Here is a 17,552-nt window from a genome sequence, read left to right as displayed (position 1 = left end):
TGAGCGCTTCCCGGCTCAATTATCTGTTGCCGCTGACGGTCGCCTGTGTTAAACTACTGTGTAGTAATACAGAGGATTGGCAGGCAGAAGGAGGGACTATGGTAAGATACGTACTACAGGAAGATAAAGAAATGATTCTGTCTATGATGGAATTGGTGAAAGATGATTTCGCCGGATATAAGGAAGAGGATTTTCTGGCGGCACTCAGTGAGGCAATCGGTAAGAACGAGGCTTTCATAGACGACAGGAACGGCACGTCGGCAGGTCTGATTCTATTCACAAAGGCGGGAAAAGAACTCACGTTTCTGGCGGCCCATCCGGATTATCGGAAAAATGGGGTGGCAAAAGGGCTGATTCGAAAGATGGCAGAGTGCTTTAAAGCCGGCGATCAGGTCTCTGTCGTTACGTTTCAGGACGGTGATCCAAAGGGAATCGCAGCGCGGGCATGTTACCATTCCTGCGGGTTTACAGATGCGGAGGAACTCGTTGTATTTGATTATCCCTGTCAGAAGATGATTTTGAAATTATAAAGGGGCATTGTGCAATTTGACAATTATATATCACATACGGAGGCGTGTGTATATACAATGTATACAAATATATTTTGACTTTTGGGAAATGTAGGAATATAATAAAATTATGAAAGAAGGAGGTACTTATGGATACAAAAGCGAAAAAACTAACCAATGAAGTAGGAGCACCTGTCGCTGAGAATGAGCATTCGCTGACTGCGGGTCCGAGAGGCCCTGTCATGATGCAGGATGTCTGGCTTATGGAGAAATTAGCACATTTTGACAGAGAAGTAATTCCTGAGAGGCGTATGCATGCCAAGGGCTGGGGCGCTTATGGGACCTTTGAATGTACCGAGGATATCTCCGCTTTTACGAAGGCAAAGGTGCTGCAGAAGGGCACAAAAACAGATCTTTTTGTACGTTTTTCAACGGTAGCGGGGGAACGGGGCGCGGCTGACGCAGAGCGCGATATCCGCGGCGTGGCGATCAAGTTTTATACAGAAGAAGGAAACTGGGATCTGGTCGGAAATAATACACCAACCTTCTTCCTCCGTGATGTCCATAATTTCCCGGATTTGAACCGTGCGGTAAAGCGCGATCCTCAGACCGGCATGCGCTCTGCGCAGAACAACTGGGATTTCTGGACGCTGCTGCCGGAGACGTTCCATCAGACGACCGTTGTGATGTCTGACCGCGGAATTCCCGCGTCTTTCCGTCATATGAATCTCTATGGAGAACATACCTTTAGTTTTTACAATAAAGACAATGAGCGATTCTGGTGCAAATTCCATTTTATTACCCAGCAGGGGATTAAAAACCTGACGGACGAAGAGGCCGGGGCGCTGATTGCAAAAGACAGGGAGAGCCATGGCCGTGATTTGTATGAGTCGATCGTAAAGGGTGAATATCCGCGCTGGACTATGTATGTCCAGATTATGACAGAGGAACAGGCGAGGAATCATTATGAAAATCCGTTTGATATCACAAAGATCTGGCGTCATAAGGAATTCCCGCTTCAGAAGGTGGGCGTGCTGGAGTTAAACCGCAATCCGGAAAACTATTTCGCAGAAGTCGAGCAGTCCGCGTTTACACCGGCCCATGTCGTTCCCGGAATCGGTTTTTCACCGGATAAGTTCCTGCAGGGCCGTTTATTTGTCTACGGCGACGCGCAGAGATACCGTCTTGGCATCAACTACAATCAGATTCCGGTCAATCGTCCCAAGGTCGAGGTTCACGATTACCATAGAGACGGACTCATGCGGACGGACGGCAATTACGGCGGCGCTCCCGCCTATTCACCGAACAGCATGGGAGACTGGGCGGCTCAGCCTGACGTCATGGAACCGCCGCTGGATTTATCCGGGGCGATGTATGCCTACGATCCCCAGGACGATCCTACAGACGACTGCTTCCGGGCAGGCGGCGACCTGTGGAGAGTTCTGAAAGAGGACAAGCGGGAGCTGCTGATCGGCAACACCGCAAGAAATATTGCTCCAGTTACGGAGAATATCAAATACCGCCATGCCGTTCATTGCTACTGGGCCGATGAAGAGTATGGGATCCGAATCACGGAGGCCATGGGCCTTGACTTAAACCGCGTTCTGGAACTGGCGAAGCCTCACAGCCATGAGAAGCTGATTCAGGCTACGTTAAACTGATATACAGAGAAGAGACGGTTCCTCCATAGTGGAAGACATGGTGAAACCGGAAAAGCGAGGCACACAGTTTTCCAATTTAAACAATTTTTCCGATGAAACATAAAAGCACCGATAACGATTGATTTCAACCGTTATCGGTGCTTTTGGATTTTTACATTAGAAAAGTAAGGTTATTCTTTATCCCTGATCTCGCTGTGAAGAGACTGGAGGGAATGAACCTCTCCCTGTCCGTGTTCCTTCACATACCGGATGCCGCTGGCCGTTGCTTTGGCGGCGGCTATGGTGGTCATGTACGGAACTTTTCCCTTAATGGCGGCCTTTCTCAAATAACTGTCATCATGGATGCTGTCTTTTCCAACCGGGGAGTTGACGATCAACTGGATCTGTCCGTTGGTGATCATATCCAGGATGTTGGGGCGTCCTTCGTAGAGCTTGTTGACGCGAGTCGCCGGGATTCCGGCGGCCTGGATGAGTTCGCAGGTATTGCCGGTTGCCACGATCTTAAATCCATCCTCAAAGAAGCTTCTCGCAACGTCCACGACCTCCGCCTTATCCTTTCGGTTGACGGAAATAAGTACAGTTCCTTCCAGCGGCAGTTTGTTCTGTGTCGCCTCCTGAGCCTTATAGAACGCTTCGCCGTAAGAGTGAGAGAGTCCCAGCACTTCTCCGGTAGAACGCATCTCCGGCCCTAAGATCGGGTCTACCTCCTGGAACATATTGAACGGGAATACCGCTTCTTTTACGCCGTAGTTCGGAATTGTCTGTTCCTTTAACGTCGGCACAGGGGACGGACGTCCAGTCAGTTCGGAGGTGATGATATCGGTAGCCAGCGGCACCATACGGATGTTGCAGACCTTTGATACCAGCGGTACGGTACGGGAAGCGCGCGGGTTGGCCTCCAGAACGTATACTTTATCATTTTCAATGGCGTACTGCATATTCATCAGACCGACCACGTGCATCTCTTCCGCGATTTTGCGGGTGTACTCTTTGATGGTCTCCACATTTTCCGGAGAAATCTGTACGGACGGAATGATGCAGGCGGAGTCACCGGAGTGAACGCCGGCCAGCTCGATGTGTTCCATGACTGCGGGCACAAACGCATGGGTGCCGTCGCTGATGGCGTCTGCCTCACATTCCATCGCGTGATTTAAGAAACGGTCGATAAGAATCGGACGGTCAGGAGTCACTCCGACTGCGGCCTTCATGTAACCGGTCATGCTCTCGTCGTCGTAGACGACCTCCATGCCGCGTCCACCCAGTACGTAGGAAGGACGAACCATCACCGGATAGCCAATCTTTGCCGCGATTGCCAGCGCTTCTTCCACGCTCACTGCCATACCGGACTCAGGCATCGGAATCTCCAGTTTCTCCATCATGGCCCGGAATAAATCGCGGTCCTCGGCGAGATCGATGACAGAAGGCGGTGTTCCCAAAATCTTCACGCCGTTCTTTTCCAAATCCGCCGCAAGATTTAACGGTGTCTGGCCGCCGAACTGGGCGATCACGCCTGCCGGCTGTTCCTTCTTATAAATACTCAGCACGTCCTCCAGCGTCAGCGGCTCGAAATACAGCTTGTCCGAGGTATCGTAATCGGTGGATACGGTCTCCGGATTACAGTTGACGATGATGGTCTCAAAGCCCAACTTCTTAAGAGCGAGAGAGGCGTGTACACAGCAGTAATCGAATTCTATGCCCTGGCCGATCCGGTTGGGACCGCCGCCCAGGATCATGATCTTCGGCCTGGCTGTGCTGACCGGGTTCTGATCCGGCGCGTTATAGGTGGAGTAGTAGTAAGCGCTGTCCTCAGTACCGCTTACGTGAATGCCTTCCCACGCTTCCTCCACACCGATGGCGATACGGCGGCTGCGAATGGTTTCCTCCGGAATCTGGAGCAGCTGGCTTAAGTATTTGTCGGAGAAACCGTCTTTTTTAGCAGTGGTGAGCATCTCGTCAGACGGGAGTCCGCCTCTGCACGCGAGGAGTGCTTCCTCCTCCTCAACCAGATCCTTCATCTGCTCGATAAACCAGGCCTTAACCTTGGTAATCTCATGGATTTCTTCCACAGAAGCGCCTTTTCTCAGTGCCTCATACATGATGAAATGGCGTTCGCTGGAAGGGGTAATCAGCATGTGGAGTAGCTGTTCTTTCGTGTACGTATCGAAATCCTTCGCATGGCCCAGACCGAAACGTCCCGTCTCCAGGCTGCGGATCGCCTTCTGGAAGGCTTCCTTATAGGTCTTGCCGACACTCATAACCTCGCCGACGGCACGCATCTGGGTTCCCAGCTTGTCCTCCACGCCTTTAAACTTTTCAAATGCCCAGCGGGCAAACTTGATCACCACATAATCGCCATCCGGCACGTATTGATCCAGGGTGCCGTACTTTCCGCACGGAATGTCCTTTAAGGTCAGGCCGGTAGCCAGCATGGCGGACACAAGGGCGATGGGGAAGCCGGTGGCCTTGGAAGCCAGCGCGGAGGAGCGGGAGGTACGCGGATTGATTTCAATGACAATAATGCGGTCAGAAACAGGATCATGGGCAAACTGTACGTTGGTGCCGCCGATCACCTGCACCGATTCCACAATTCGGTAGGCCTGTTCCTGAAGGCGCTTCTGGCATTCTTCAGAGATGGTCAGCATGGGGGCGGAACAGAAGGAATCTCCCGTATGAACGCCTAACGGATCTATATTTTCAATAAAGCAGACGGTGATCATACGTCCTTCCCTGTCGCGGACGATCTCCAGCTCCAGTTCCTCCCATCCGAGAATGGATTCCTCTACCAGAACCTGGCCTACCAGGCTGGCCTGTAAGCCTCTGGCGCAGACAGTCTGAAGCTCATCCCTGTTGTATACGAGACCGCCGCCGGCGCCTCCCATGGTATAAGCCGGGCGCAGAACAACCGGGTAGCCCAGCTGGTCCGCGATCTTCAGCGCCTCGTCCACACTGTAAGCCACCTCGCTGCGCGCCATCTCGATCCCGAGTTCATTCATGGCCTTCTTGAATTCGACACGGTCCTCGCCGCGTTCGATGGCATCCACCTGTACACCGATAACCTCTACGTTATATTTTTCCAGAATTCCTGCTTTATTAAGCTCGGAACAAAGGTTTAAGCCAGACTGGCCGCCGAGATTGGGAAGCAGGGCATCGGGCCGTTCCTTTGCAATAATCTGCTCTAAGCGTTCCACATTCAATGGCTCGATGTAAGTTACATCCGCTGTCTCCGGGTCTGTCATAATCGTAGCCGGGTTGGAATTAACCAGTACAATTTCGTATCCCAGTTTCCGAAGCGCTTTGCAGGCCTGAGTACCGGAGTAGTCAAACTCGCATGCCTGACCGATGATGATCGGGCCGGAACCGATAATTAGCACTTTGTGAATATCCGTTCTCTGTGACATAATAATGTCCTCCTTGTAAAATGTCTGAACTGTTACAAATGTAGACTCATCCATAGTTTCATAATTCAGTCCGCCAGGGACAGGAAGAAACCGCTTTTGAGTCCGGGTGGTTTCTCTTCAGTCTATTCTAGTATAAGGCGGCTCAGTTTGAAAGTATTTTTTTCAATAATTGGCAAAAATAATGCATATTTTTCCCTTTTGGGGTGGGTAAATTTTCAACCTTCCCGTATTTATATTCGGTGCTTATAATTACTTATAATAAAAGAAAATGAAAGAGAAAACGGGACGCCGTTTCAGGAGGGACACGATGAAGTTTACAGAAGGGTACTGGTGTATAAAAAAGGAGATTACACCGCTTTATGCGGTGGAGTATGCGGACAGCAGACGGAACGATAACGAACTGATCGTCTATGCGCCGGGAAAACACATAGCAGACCGCGGCGACTGTCTGAATCTGGGCATGCTGACGATCCGGCTGACCAGCCCGATGGAGGATGTCATCCGGGTGTCGGTCCGCCATTTCGACGGAACGGTCTGCCGCGGTCCCTTTGCCAGGATTTACGGGACATCGCCTCACACCGTAGTCGAGGAGACCGATGAGGAGATCCGTTACAGAAGCGGACGAACGACCGCGGTAATCGACAAGAGGCCCAATTCCTGGGGGATCCATTTTCTGGATGGCGACAGGGAACTGACAAGTACCGGATTTCGGAATATGGCTCACATGACAAACCGGGAGACCGGAAAATGCTACATGGTGGAACAGCTGGCCCTCGACGTGGACGAGTATGTCTACGGGCTGGGAGAACGCTACACCCCATTCATAAAAAATGGACAGTCTGTTGAGATGTGGAATGAAGACGGCGGAACGGCCAGTGAGATTACATATAAAAACATTCCGTTTTACATTACCAACAAAGGATATGGCGTGCTTTTAGAAAACGAAGGGGATGCCGCCTATGAGATTGCCAGCGAGAAGGTGGAGCGTATACAGTTCTCCGTAGAAGGTGAACGCCTGGATTACTGTGTGATCAACGGCTCCACGCCCAAAGGGACCATTTCCAAATATACGGAGCTGACCGGCCGGCCGGCTCTGCCGCCGGCCTGGTCCTTCGGCCTGTGGCTCACCACCTCCTTCACAACCAATTACGACGAGACGACGACCTCCGGATTTATTGACGGTATGGCGGACCGGGACATTCCCCTGCACGTCTTTCACTTTGACTGTTACTGGATGGAGGCGTATGAGTGGTGCAATTTTACCTGGGACCCGAAGACATTTCCGGATCCGGAAGGCATGCTGCGGCGCTATCACGACAGAGGCTTGAAAATCTGTGTGTGGATCAATCCCTATATCGGACAGAAGTCCCCGCTATTCGAGGAAGGGATGAGGCTGGGATACCTGATGAAAAAGACAAACGGGGACGTGTGGCAGACGGATATGTGGCAGGCCGGAATGGGACTGGTGGATTTCACAAATCCCGGCGCAGTGGAATGGTATCAGGCAAAGCTGAAGACGCTTCTGGACATGGGTGTAGACTGCTTCAAAACAGATTTCGGTGAGCGGATTCCAGTAAAGGATATTGCATATTTTGACGGCTCCGATCCGGTGAAGATGCATAATTATTACACATACCTTTATAATCGGGCGGTCTTTGAACTTCTGGAACGGGAGCGCGGAACCGGGGAAGCAGTAGTATTTGCACGGTCCGCGACGGTGGGCGGCCAGCAGTTTCCCGCACACTGGGGCGGCGACTGTTCCGCGGCGTATTCTTCCATGGCGGAGACTATCCGCAGCGGCCTCTCTCTGGCATGCGCGGGATTCGGCTTCTGGAGCCACGATATCAGCGGCTTCGAGAATACGGCGCCGGCCGACATCTACAAAAGATGGTGCCAGTTTGGCCTCCTGAGTTCCCACAGCCGCCTTCACGGGTCCTCCTCCTACCGGGTTCCGTGGCTCTTCGACGAGGAGGCGTGCCGTGTGCTTCGGAAATTCGTTAAGCTGAAATGTGCACTGATGCCGTATCTTTACCTTCAGGCGGTAAAGGCTCACAAGGAAGGCATTCCGATGATGCGGCCGATGTTCGTGGAATTTCCGGGCGACCGCGCCTGCGAGACGCTGGATAAACAGTATATGCTGGGCGATTCTCTGTTAGTGGCTCCGGTCTTTAAGGAATCCGGGAAGGTGGAATACTATCTGCCGGAAGGAACCTGGGTAAACCTGCTGACCGGTCAAACCGTGACAGGCGGATGCTGGCAGAAGGAGACCCACGATTACTTCTCCCTGCCGCTTATGGTCCGTCCCGGAAGTGTGATCGCAGTGGGCGCAAACAGCGAAAAGCCTGATTACGACTACGCAGAAGGGGTGAAATTTCTTCTATATCTGCCGGAGGCTGGTATGGAGGCTGCATCGGCTGTGACGGACCTGTCCGGAAAAACCGTGATGACGGCCTGCGCACGGAGAGAAGGAAACAGAATCTCTCTCTCTGTAAATGGCGGAAACGGCAATTATACGTATGAAGTTCTGGGGAAGGAACTGCTTTCTGTAGTCTGCGGTTAAATACAGCCAGTACCTTTTCTGTCTCTTTCAGGTATATTTCAGCTTTCTGTGGTACTTTTATTACAGAACAGAAAGAGGAGGAACCTATATGCGTATTGTGCAAAGAGTGACAGCTTTTTTCCTGGCGGCAGTACTGATGACCAGTCCATTTACAGCCATGGCGGCCACGAGTACGAAGATAAGCGGCGTATCCCTTCGGATCGCCTCGGATATTGAAGTCGGAAGCAGCGGAGCAGATGTGTCGGTCTCCACAATTTCCAGCAAGTATTATGTGGAAGAGGTGGAGATAAAGAATGAACCTTCCGACGAGTGGGAGGACGGAGACAAGCCGAAGATCAAGGTAACTCTGGAGGCGGCCGATGATTACTACTTTGCCTCCGGTTTTTCGAAGGGAGACGTCAACTTAACCGGAAATGACGGCACGGTCACTTCGGTGAGCCGTACCAGCAGCACTCTCGTCGTCTCGATCACCCTGGAGGTACTGGAAGGAGAGAGCGAGTACGATCTGGATGTAGACGGCCTGGACTGGGATGCGGAGGATGGGACCGCCTACTGGAATGAAAATGAGGAAGCTAAAAAGTATGAGATCCGCCTTTACAGGGGAAGCACCGCCGTCACCTCCGTCATTACCACGACCAAAACCAGCTACCACTTCGGCAGCTACATAACGAAAGGCGGATATTACACCTTCCAGGTGCGCGGAGTCTACAATTCTTCAAACAAGGGAAGCTGGAAGGAGTCGGAGTCCTGGTATGTGACCTCCGCAGAAGCCGCTGAAATCAGTTCCAACAGCAGCTCCGATGACAACTCCGATGGAAGCAGCTCAGGCAGCAGCTCGGGCGCCAGCGGTCCGGGGGCTACGGCCGGTAGCGGGGCCTGGTTAAAGGATGACATCGGCTGGTGGTACTGCAACGCAGACCGGAGCTATACTGTGAGCAACTGGCAGTACATCGACAACGTCTGGTACTATTTTAATGAGACCGGCTATATGGTAACCGGCTGGGTCCAGTGGAACGCCAAATGGTACTACTTAAGCGACAGCGGAGCGATGCTCGCAAATACTACGACGCCGGATGGGTATTATGTGGGGAGCGACGGGGCGTGGATCTCGTAAATCCGCCTCTCAGTCGATCGCCCGCGCCTGTATACTGCCAGGATATCGACAGCCTGGATAGAACATGATAGAATAAAGTCAGTTAAATAAGAGTATGAGTCCATATTGGAAATCTCTCCCTAAGATGGTATAATGGAAAAAGTGATGCTCCAGGGGGAGGGACTTATGAACGAGTTTATCAGATCGGAAAAACAAATTCGGCGGAAGCAGGCTGTCAGGACCATGATATGTATGGCCCTGTTGATCCTGCTGTCCGCCGTTTTATATGGATGCAGCAAAACAGAAGAAACCGGTCCCGCGGCCGCGGCAGGAACCGAGGCCAGACGGCAGGCGGATGGTTACGGAGTCAGCGAAGACAAAAAGCTGATCGTATACACCTCCCATAAAGAGGAAGTATACGGCCCTATTATCAGGGAGTTCGAAGAGCGGACCGGCATATGGGTCGAGGTGAGGGACGGCGGTTCCACCGAGCTTTTAGAGGCCATCGGCCAGGAATCGGGACAGCAGACGTGTGACATCATGTTCGGAGGCGGAGTGGAAAGCTATGAGGCTTACCGGGAGTATTTTGAGCCGTACCGGTGCAAGCTGAGCGATAAACTGGACGACAGGTATTTGTCTCCGGATGACAGCTGGACCGCGTTTACGGAGCTTCCTATCGTGTTTATCTACAACAACAAGCTGGTAAGTGCGGAGGCGGCGCCTCACAGCTGGAAGGACTTTTTAGATGACGAGTGGCGGGGGAAAATCGCATTTGCGGCGCCTGGAAAATCGGGTACCAGCTATACGGCTCTCGCTACCATGATTCAGGTGCTTGACATGGACGAGCGGAAGCTGATGGAGGACTTTGTATCCGCGCTGGATGGAAAGGTCTCAGCCGGTTCCGGGGAGGTCGTGGATGAGGTCAGTACGGGAATTCATCTCGTCGGGATCACACTGGAGGAGACAGCAAAAAAGCGGATAGCCAAAGGGGCGGATATCACCATGATTTATCCGGAGGAAGGCACCAGCACCGTGCCGGATGGCTGTGCCCTGGTCAAGGGGGCTCCCCATGAGGACAATGCGAAGCTGTTCATTGATTTTACGGTCAGCGACGATGTCCAGAATCTGATTATGGACCAGTTCTGCCGCAGGACAGTGAGGAAGGATTTACAGATGAAAACGGCCGGTGAAGACATGAAGATCATGGATTTTGATCTCGAATGGGCCAGCGCGCATCAGGATGAGATCCTGGCGCTGTGGTCGGAACTGATCCGGTAGAGAGGAATCGCCATGTGGAACTTTATCAAAAAATCGTTTAAACGGGAACTTCTCGTAAGCTTTGTGGCCGTCGCGCTGCTTCCTCTGGTCCTCAGCTGTATCTTCCTGATTCAGATGTTCAAAGTGAAACTGGAACGCGACTACCAGAAAAAAGATATGGAACAGGCGGCTGTCATGGAAGAAAAGCTGACCACCCTGTTTCAGACCATCGACGAGGTTACGCTGCATCTGAGTGAAGAGCCGGAGATTGCAGCTTCCATCAGGGAATCCGGCAACCGGGGCAGAAGCGCGGTCTATGCGAAGCTGTACGAGGAGACTGCCAGCCTGCGGGAGATGGCTCAGTTTGATCTCTACTCAGAAGAAGGCGTCTGCCTCTACTCTACCGGCGCAGGCATGTTTCACACCCAGCTTCCGGTTTACTGGGGAATCTTAAAGGTGGCGGAGGCCCACCCGGACGAGATGACCGTACGGCGTGAGAAGGAATATTCAGGATCGTCCAATATTCTTCTGCGGGCCGCCCGTCCCATCCTGGATTCCGAAGACAGCAGCGTGGGGTATGTTCTTGTGAGTATCAATGGCTCCAATTTTGAAAAGATCCTGGGCGGAACTTACGGCAGCCAGGATGGCGTCTGTATCTTAAACAGCTTCTGGGAAACGGTCTACAGTACGGGAACCGCGGTCCGTGAGGAGATCGGGACGGTTCTGAGGCACCGCCTGATGGCGGGCGCGGCAGTTGATGAGCCATTTCATAATAACAGCATCTATATTTCTGAGATCGGCGGGACGGGACTCTACAGCGTCTTTCTGCGGCCGAAGGTATTTACGGCTGACACGACGAAATCCATGTACAGCGTACTGATCGTCATGACGGCCGCCAGTCTGATGCTTTGTGTGGCGGTGGCTGCTAAAATGAGCAACCATCTGTCGCGTCCGATCCAGAGCCTGAATGAGGCCATGCACGAGGTGCAGAACGGAAATCTCGACGCGAGGGTCATTTCCACGAGGAATGATGAGTTTGGCCAGCTGTCCGGCAGCTTCAACACCATGGCGTCGGAGTTGAAGACCTATATGGAAATGCAGGTCAGCCAGCAGAAGAAGCTGAACGAAGTACAGATCGCAATGATGCAGGCCCAGCTGAATCCCCATTTCCTGTACAATACACTGGATACGATGAAATGGGTCGCCAAGGCGAACCACATCCCGGAGATCGCCACCCTGGCGGCAAAGCTGGCGAAGATTCTGCGGACCAGCATATCCAACGCCCAGTTTATCACTCTTAAGGAGGAACTGGAGCTTGTTGACTGCTACGCGGAGATACAAAAGATCCGTTTTCAGGGGAAATTCTGTTTCGATTACGAGCTTCCGCAGGAGCTTGCGGACTGTGTGGTTCCGAAACTGGTCGTTCAGCCAATTGTGGAAAACGCCATGATACACGGGCTGAGAGACTGTGAGGAAGGCCATATCCTCGTCAGGGCGTTTTCGAAGGAGGAGCGGCTCTTTATAGAGGTGATGGATGATGGCTGCGGAATCAGCGACGAGGTACTGAACCATTTAAATAATCGGACAGCAGGAGCGGGCGTACCGTCAGAGGGCGGAGAGGAAGATCTGCTCCGGCTGGGACATATCGGTTTTTACAATGTGGATACGATTATCCGGCTGCACTACGGTGCAGAGTATGGGCTGTCGGTCTGCAGGCCGGAAGAAGGAGGCACGAAGGTGACCATCATGATTCCGGTCAGACAGGGAGAGGAGTTATGAGATGCTTAAGGTATTGGTAATTGATGATGAGGTATTTGTGAGAAAAGGAATTGTCATGGAGACGGACTGGGCGTCCTTAGACTGCATGGTGGCCGGAGAGGCGGCCAATGGCCTCGAGGGCCTGGAGGCGTGCCGCAAATACAACCCGGATCTGATCATCTCCGATATCCGGATGCCGAAGATGGATGGGATCGAGATGCTAAGAGTCCTTCGGGAGGAGGGAAACCATGTCTCTGTCATCTTTCTGACCGCCTACAGCGAATTCGAATACGCCAGAAACGCGTTAAAGCTGCTGGCTTTCGATTATTTACTGAAACCGTTTGAGGATGGCGAACTGGAGTACGCAGTCAGCAGGGTGCGCGATAAGCTGGTAAAAGAACGGGAAGAAAAGGAACGTCAGGAGGAGTCAAAGATTCTTTCTCCCGGAATCAAGACGGGTGATAAGAGCCGGTATATCAAAGAGGCAATCGCCTACATAACCGAGCATTACAATGACAGTGACTTAAGTGTGGGAACGATCGCCGAATCTCTTGGAATCAGCGAAGGACACTTAAGCCATCTGTTCAAGAAAGAGACGGATTACACGGTTATGGCCTATATAACCCGGTGCAGAATCAGGGAGGCGATGAAGCTTCTGACCAACTGCCGCTATAAGGTGTATGAGGTGGGAGAGATGGTCGGCTACCGCGATATCACTTATTTCTCCAGCACGTTTAAGAAAATAGCGGGCGTCACCCCCTCCGAATACCAGGCTGCGAATTCTTAAGGCTATTCTTAAGGCCATTCGGAGCTTTAGCAGCAGTCAAAGATCGTCTTGGCAGTGAGTAAGCTGCCGTACTTTGCTTTCCAGTCACGGTGAATATCGGAAGCGTCGAAAACAGCAAGCGCCTCGCGCTCCAGCTCTATTAAAATCATGAAATCGTATCGGTTAGGCAGATCAATCACGGAAGGATAGAAGGATACCTGGTGTATACCTTCTATTCAGACTGTAGACAAAATGGTTCCTGGTGCGATGCACCCGGAACCATTTTGAATTTTATATAGAGATATATTGGTTCGAATATACAGACAAAAGAACAGGGTTTCCTTAGCCCGCCCTTTCTCCATTTCCAGATTGCCAGTTTCTTTAGATTCATACATGCAAATAAAAGGGTCAGCTCCATTGTCACTTTTGCCAATCCTCTGTACTGTGTATATCTCATTCCATGTTTTTCTTTTCCGTCTGCAAAGACTCGTTCGATGGTTTCTTTCCGTTTCTGATAGATTTCTTTCATCCCTGTCTGATGACGGATTTCCTCCACCTTTTCCATGTACCCCTCCCATACATGGCGGCTTACCACCTTTACATGGTCTTTGCTTCCTGTACATTGGTTTTGGTACGGACAATCCTTACACTTTTTTCCATCGCTTTTGTATTCTCGGTATCCATCACGGTTTGTTGTGCTGTATTTTAGGATCTGATTATTCGGGCATAAATAACAGTCAAAGTATTCATCATATACATAATCGCTTTTTCGAAAATACCCTTTCTTTGTCATTGGACGTTTATAGGGCATAACCGGAACCTTTCCTTCCTCGATTAGCGTTCTTGCGATTGCTGGTATCTTATAGCCTGCATCCATTACATAGTATTTAGGATATTTTACCCGTTCGCTTACTTTCCGGTACAGTTCCCAAAAGGATACGCTGTCGTGGACATTCCCTGCTGTCACTTCAAAATCTATGACATAATTATTTTTATCACAGCAGGTATTGGCTGCATAAGCAAACACCTGCTTGTGTTCCCCTTTGTGGAACCAGCCACTGTCGGGATCGGTAGTGCTGACCTTTTTGTTTATGGTCTCTGGCGTGGACTCTTTTTCTTTCAATGGCTTTTTCCCGTGTTCCAGCCTGTCCTTCTCTATTTCCTCCTGCAGCTCCTTTTCGTAACATCGGGCTTCTTTTTCCATGGTTTCATTCTGATATTTATGAGGGTTTGCACTGGCTTTGATGTGGGTACCATCAATAAAAAGACTTTCCGTATCCAGGAAACCACAGGCATCCACCTCCATTAGAATCCGGGAGAATATCTTTTGAAAAAGATCCGTATCCTTAAAGCGTCTGGTATAGTTCTTCCCAAAGGTAGAGAAATGAGGGATATCCTCATACAGGCCGTATCCCAGATACCAGCGGTAAGCAAGATTCACTTCAATCTCTTTGATTGTTTTGCGCATGGAAGGGATGCCAAACACGTATTGGAGGATCACGATTTTCATTAATACAACGGGATCAATGCTTTCCCTGCCATAAGGTTTGTAGAGATCTTTAACCTCGTCATAAATAAAGCTTAAATCAATGGCTTCCTCCAGCTTTCGAACCAGATGACCGGAAGGGACGAGGTCATCCAGGCTTGCAATCTGTACCTGAGAACGTTCTGAATAATCTTTTTTCCCCATCATAAGAAAAAACCTCACTTTCGTATAGTACTATTATACTACATCGAAATCCTGAGTGAAAGAAAAAAGACAACCGCCTCCTATTAGGAGGCTAGTTGTCTACAGTCTGGATAGAAGGATACCTGGTGTATACCTTCTATTTTTTCTGCCTTTTTAAACAGGACTTCTATTTCGGGATACAGGGCTTCTTTCTCTTTGACGGTTTCAGAAAATTTTACAATGATATAATGTTTCATGGGATGACGGCTCCTTTTCATGTGGATATAATGATTGGAAATAAATGTTGGGGAGATTGTTTCTGTATTGTATCAAGTATAGCATAAGCGGGGGATTTCGAAAAGTATGGCAGTATTTAAGCGTAACCGCATTAGCGCATAATAACCTTTAAACCCAACGATGTTTACAGGTATGTCCTTTTCTCAAACGGCATAAATAATAAACGGTATAAATAAAAGTGCAGTACAAAAACAGTTAAAACCGGTAAAAACCGCCACTATACACAGCCGTATTAAGCTGTTATGTCTATGTAGTGTACAATATATATAATAATTTTGATGGGATAGCAGGAAAGACATACAAAAATATCAGAATACACAAAGGAATAACAGTATTGTCCAGTTCAAAATGACGAAGAGACCAGATATAATAATTACATCAGATGATGCTGCAGCATCGAAAAGGCAGGAAATAAGAAGGAGGAGTAAGAAGTGAAAAAACAAATTTTATCAGCAGTTCTAATCAGTACCATGTTGGCGGCAACACTTGCCGGATGCGGTTCTAAGGCGGCGGATCCAACGACCGCAGCACCAGCGGCTCAGACAGAGGCCGCGAAGGGGGAGGAGACAAAGGCCCCCGAGACCGACGCAAAGGCAGAGGAACCGAAAGTGGACGACGCAAATCTTTCGGAAGTGGAAAAGATCATTAAAGAAGCCGAGTCCATGAGCATGGAAGAGCTGGCAAAGAAGGCAATCGAAGAGTCCAACGGAAAGACCTTCTACGGAGTTGGCAACTCCAGCCGTGGAAAGACCGCTTTACCGCTGTTCATCGAATACTTACAGTCCATCGATCCTTCCTATACCATGGAATATGAGTGGCAGCAGCCGAAGAATAATAAAATCTTCGAACAGCTGTCGGCTGACTCTTTGAAGTCTTCCGGAACATTCGCCATGACTCTGATCCAGGATGGCAACCAGATCGAATCCAAGATGGTTCAGACCGGTATTTTAAAGACCTTTATTCCGAAGGAATGGGCAGATGCCAACGGCACTACAGCAGACGCTTACACAGGATTCCTTCCATTACAGACACTGAACAAGGTATTCATGTACAATTCCACCGGAAATGCGGAATTCAATAACTGCTGGGATTTCGTGGCAGAAGGCGTTCACCCGTTATACATGGACATTGATTCAGAGGTTGTAGGAAAGAACTTCTTATACATGCTGACAGAAGATAAGTACGCCGGATGGTTAAAAGAGGCATATGATGCATTAGACAGCAGCAAACAGGCGTATTTCAAGCCAGTGGTCGATGAGATGGCAACCGATGCCGAAGATTTGGGACTCGGTGAAAATGGCGCCTACGCCCTGGCATGGATCAAGCTCTGGGTAGAAAATTACAATGAGCAGACCGATGACGGCCCGATCTGCAACACCCTGGTATCCAAGACTGCTACAGACCAGTGCGGACTTCTCGTATATTCAAAGCTTCGTTCCGTTGAGGAATCTTCGGAAGTATCCGTCAACAATATTAAAGTTGCAGCCTACCAGGATGGCTACAAGGGCATCGGCGGCTACGGCTACTGCCATTACTTATTCCTGACCAATAACAGCCCGCTTCCGTGGACCTCCTGTGCATTCATCGCCTATATGACCAACACGGCAGACGGATTCTCCGCATGGGGCAAAGATATGGGAGGTTACTCCTCTAACCCGAAGGTTATGGAAGAGACAGAAAAGATCTACGGCCACAGCAAGGGCGGCTACAATGACAAGGGCGAGAATGAATTCGACAGCAAGAACGACAGAGGATATGAGTGGTGGACCACTGACGGCGAACTGGTTCTGGAAGATCCGGAATACTGTGCGGACGTATCCTTTACAGTAGGAAGCTGGATTGAGCTGCTGACAAAATACAGCGATTCTGCTCAGTAAACGATCACTCGCAGAAGCTTAAGCGGGTCACCGCAGCAATGAGATAACGGGTGTGCCGCATTAAGGCTGTTCTTAATGCGGCAGCCCATTTTATAAGGAGTTAGTTATGGACCAGACAGTTAATCGTAAGTCAAACAATAAGGTCATCGTGCTTAATAAGATCAAGACATACTTTTCCAAACCGCAGAATGTCATCCTTCTGTTGTTCGGCATTGTGCTGACTTTTACAACGGTTGCACCAATCGTGGCAATTGTGAAGGATACGCTCATGATCCATCCGGGAACCATCGATGCCCATTTAACGGGAAAGGCATCTGGCTATACAATTGTCAACTATGTTGACTTATTTACCAGCCGGCTGGCCAGAACGAATCTGTGGAAACCGTTATGGAATACGCTGCTTTTAGCGGTATTGACCTGTCTTATCTCGATTCTCTATGGCGGCGTGTTCGCATTCCTTGTCACGAGGACCAATTTAAAATTCAAGAAGTATTTAAGCTCCATCTTCATTTTCCCATACATCATGCCTCAGTGGACACTGGCGGTCGTATGGCAGAACTTATTTAACAGCAATGCAGTCGTGGGAACCTCCAATGGACTTCTGGCTTCGCTGTTCGGGATTCTGGCGCCCAAATGGGTATGCCAGGGACTCTTTCCCAGTGCGGTCGTCCTGGGCCTTCACTACGCGCCATTCGCCTATATTCTGA

At 50.2% G+C, this 17,552-nt stretch carries 12 protein-coding genes and 1 pseudogene; 9 read left to right on the top strand and 4 right to left on the bottom strand.

Annotated elements, in window-relative coordinates:
* The first annotated feature begins 98 nt into the window (after nt 1-98).
* Both ACLTD4_RS10580 and ACLTD4_RS10575 read left to right on the top strand, forming a co-directional pair.
* Nucleotides 99-530: a GNAT family N-acetyltransferase gene (locus ACLTD4_RS10580; RefSeq protein ID WP_117623497.1), complete on the top strand. Its 432-nt coding sequence runs from the start codon at nt 99-101 to the stop codon at nt 528-530.
* Nucleotides 531-658: 128 nt separating this feature from the next.
* A complete protein-coding gene (locus ACLTD4_RS10575; RefSeq protein WP_117623496.1) occupies nt 659-2,170 on the top strand; it encodes a catalase in 1,512 nt (503 codons plus the stop codon).
* 170 nt (nt 2,171-2,340) lie between these two features.
* Here the strand turns inward: ACLTD4_RS10575 and carB are convergent, their stop codons facing one another.
* A complete protein-coding gene (gene carB / locus ACLTD4_RS10570) occupies nt 2,341-5,568 on the bottom strand; it encodes a carbamoyl-phosphate synthase large subunit (protein WP_117623495.1) in 3,228 nt (1,075 codons plus the stop codon).
* Between the two features lie 307 nt (nt 5,569-5,875).
* Here carB and yicI point away from each other — a divergent pair, with 307 nt between their 5' ends.
* The 5 genes from yicI to ACLTD4_RS10545 all read left to right on the top strand — a co-directional run bounded on the left by yicI (nt 5,876) and on the right by ACLTD4_RS10545 (nt 13,023).
* Nucleotides 5,876-8,128: an alpha-xylosidase gene (yicI, locus tag ACLTD4_RS10565; protein ID WP_117623494.1), complete on the top strand. Its 2,253-nt coding sequence runs from the start codon at nt 5,876-5,878 to the stop codon at nt 8,126-8,128.
* Between the two features lie 88 nt (nt 8,129-8,216).
* The gene (locus ACLTD4_RS10560; protein WP_117623493.1) at nt 8,217-9,242 is read left to right on the top strand and encodes a hypothetical protein; all 1,026 of its coding nucleotides are present in this window, start codon (nt 8,217-8,219) and stop codon (nt 9,240-9,242) included.
* A 165-nt stretch (nt 9,243-9,407) separates the two neighbouring features.
* The gene (locus ACLTD4_RS10555) at nt 9,408-10,499 is read left to right on the top strand and encodes an ABC transporter substrate-binding protein (RefSeq protein WP_117623492.1); all 1,092 of its coding nucleotides are present in this window, start codon (nt 9,408-9,410) and stop codon (nt 10,497-10,499) included.
* 12 nt (nt 10,500-10,511) lie between these two features.
* Complete coding sequence (locus tag ACLTD4_RS10550; protein ID WP_117623491.1) at nt 10,512-12,257, top strand: histidine kinase; 1,746 nt, start codon at nt 10,512-10,514, stop codon at nt 12,255-12,257.
* 1 nt (nt 12,258) lies between these two features.
* A complete protein-coding gene (locus ACLTD4_RS10545) occupies nt 12,259-13,023 on the top strand; it encodes a response regulator transcription factor (RefSeq protein ID WP_117623490.1) in 765 nt (254 codons plus the stop codon).
* Between the two features lie 26 nt (nt 13,024-13,049).
* Here ACLTD4_RS10545 and ACLTD4_RS10540 read toward each other — a convergent pair whose 3' ends face one another.
* From ACLTD4_RS10540 to ACLTD4_RS10530, 3 genes are all read right to left on the bottom strand, one after another.
* The gene (locus ACLTD4_RS10540; RefSeq protein ID WP_270467481.1) at nt 13,050-13,172 is read right to left on the bottom strand and encodes a hypothetical protein; all 123 of its coding nucleotides are present in this window, start codon (nt 13,170-13,172) and stop codon (nt 13,050-13,052) included.
* 62 nt (nt 13,173-13,234) lie between these two features.
* Nucleotides 13,235-14,695, bottom strand: coding sequence for an IS1182 family transposase (locus ACLTD4_RS10535; RefSeq protein WP_412331301.1), 1,461 nt, complete (start codon nt 14,693-14,695; stop codon nt 13,235-13,237).
* Nucleotides 14,696-14,775: 80 nt separating this feature from the next.
* A complete protein-coding gene (locus ACLTD4_RS10530; RefSeq protein WP_181988562.1) occupies nt 14,776-14,928 on the bottom strand; it encodes a hypothetical protein in 153 nt (50 codons plus the stop codon).
* 510 nt (nt 14,929-15,438) lie between these two features.
* On the opposite strand from ACLTD4_RS10530, the gene ACLTD4_RS10525 reads away from it, so the two are divergent.
* Both ACLTD4_RS10525 and ACLTD4_RS10520 read left to right on the top strand, forming a co-directional pair.
* Nucleotides 15,439-16,845 (top strand): hypothetical protein, encoded by a 1,407-nt coding sequence (locus tag ACLTD4_RS10525; RefSeq protein ID WP_390472330.1) that lies wholly within the window; start codon nt 15,439-15,441, stop codon nt 16,843-16,845.
* A 106-nt stretch (nt 16,846-16,951) separates the two neighbouring features.
* Nucleotides 16,952-17,552, top strand: a pseudogene (locus tag ACLTD4_RS10520) (iron ABC transporter permease); the annotation flags it as partial.

Source organism: Hungatella sp., assembly GCF_046966825.1.
This window is presented reverse-complemented; position numbering and strand designations above follow the sequence as displayed.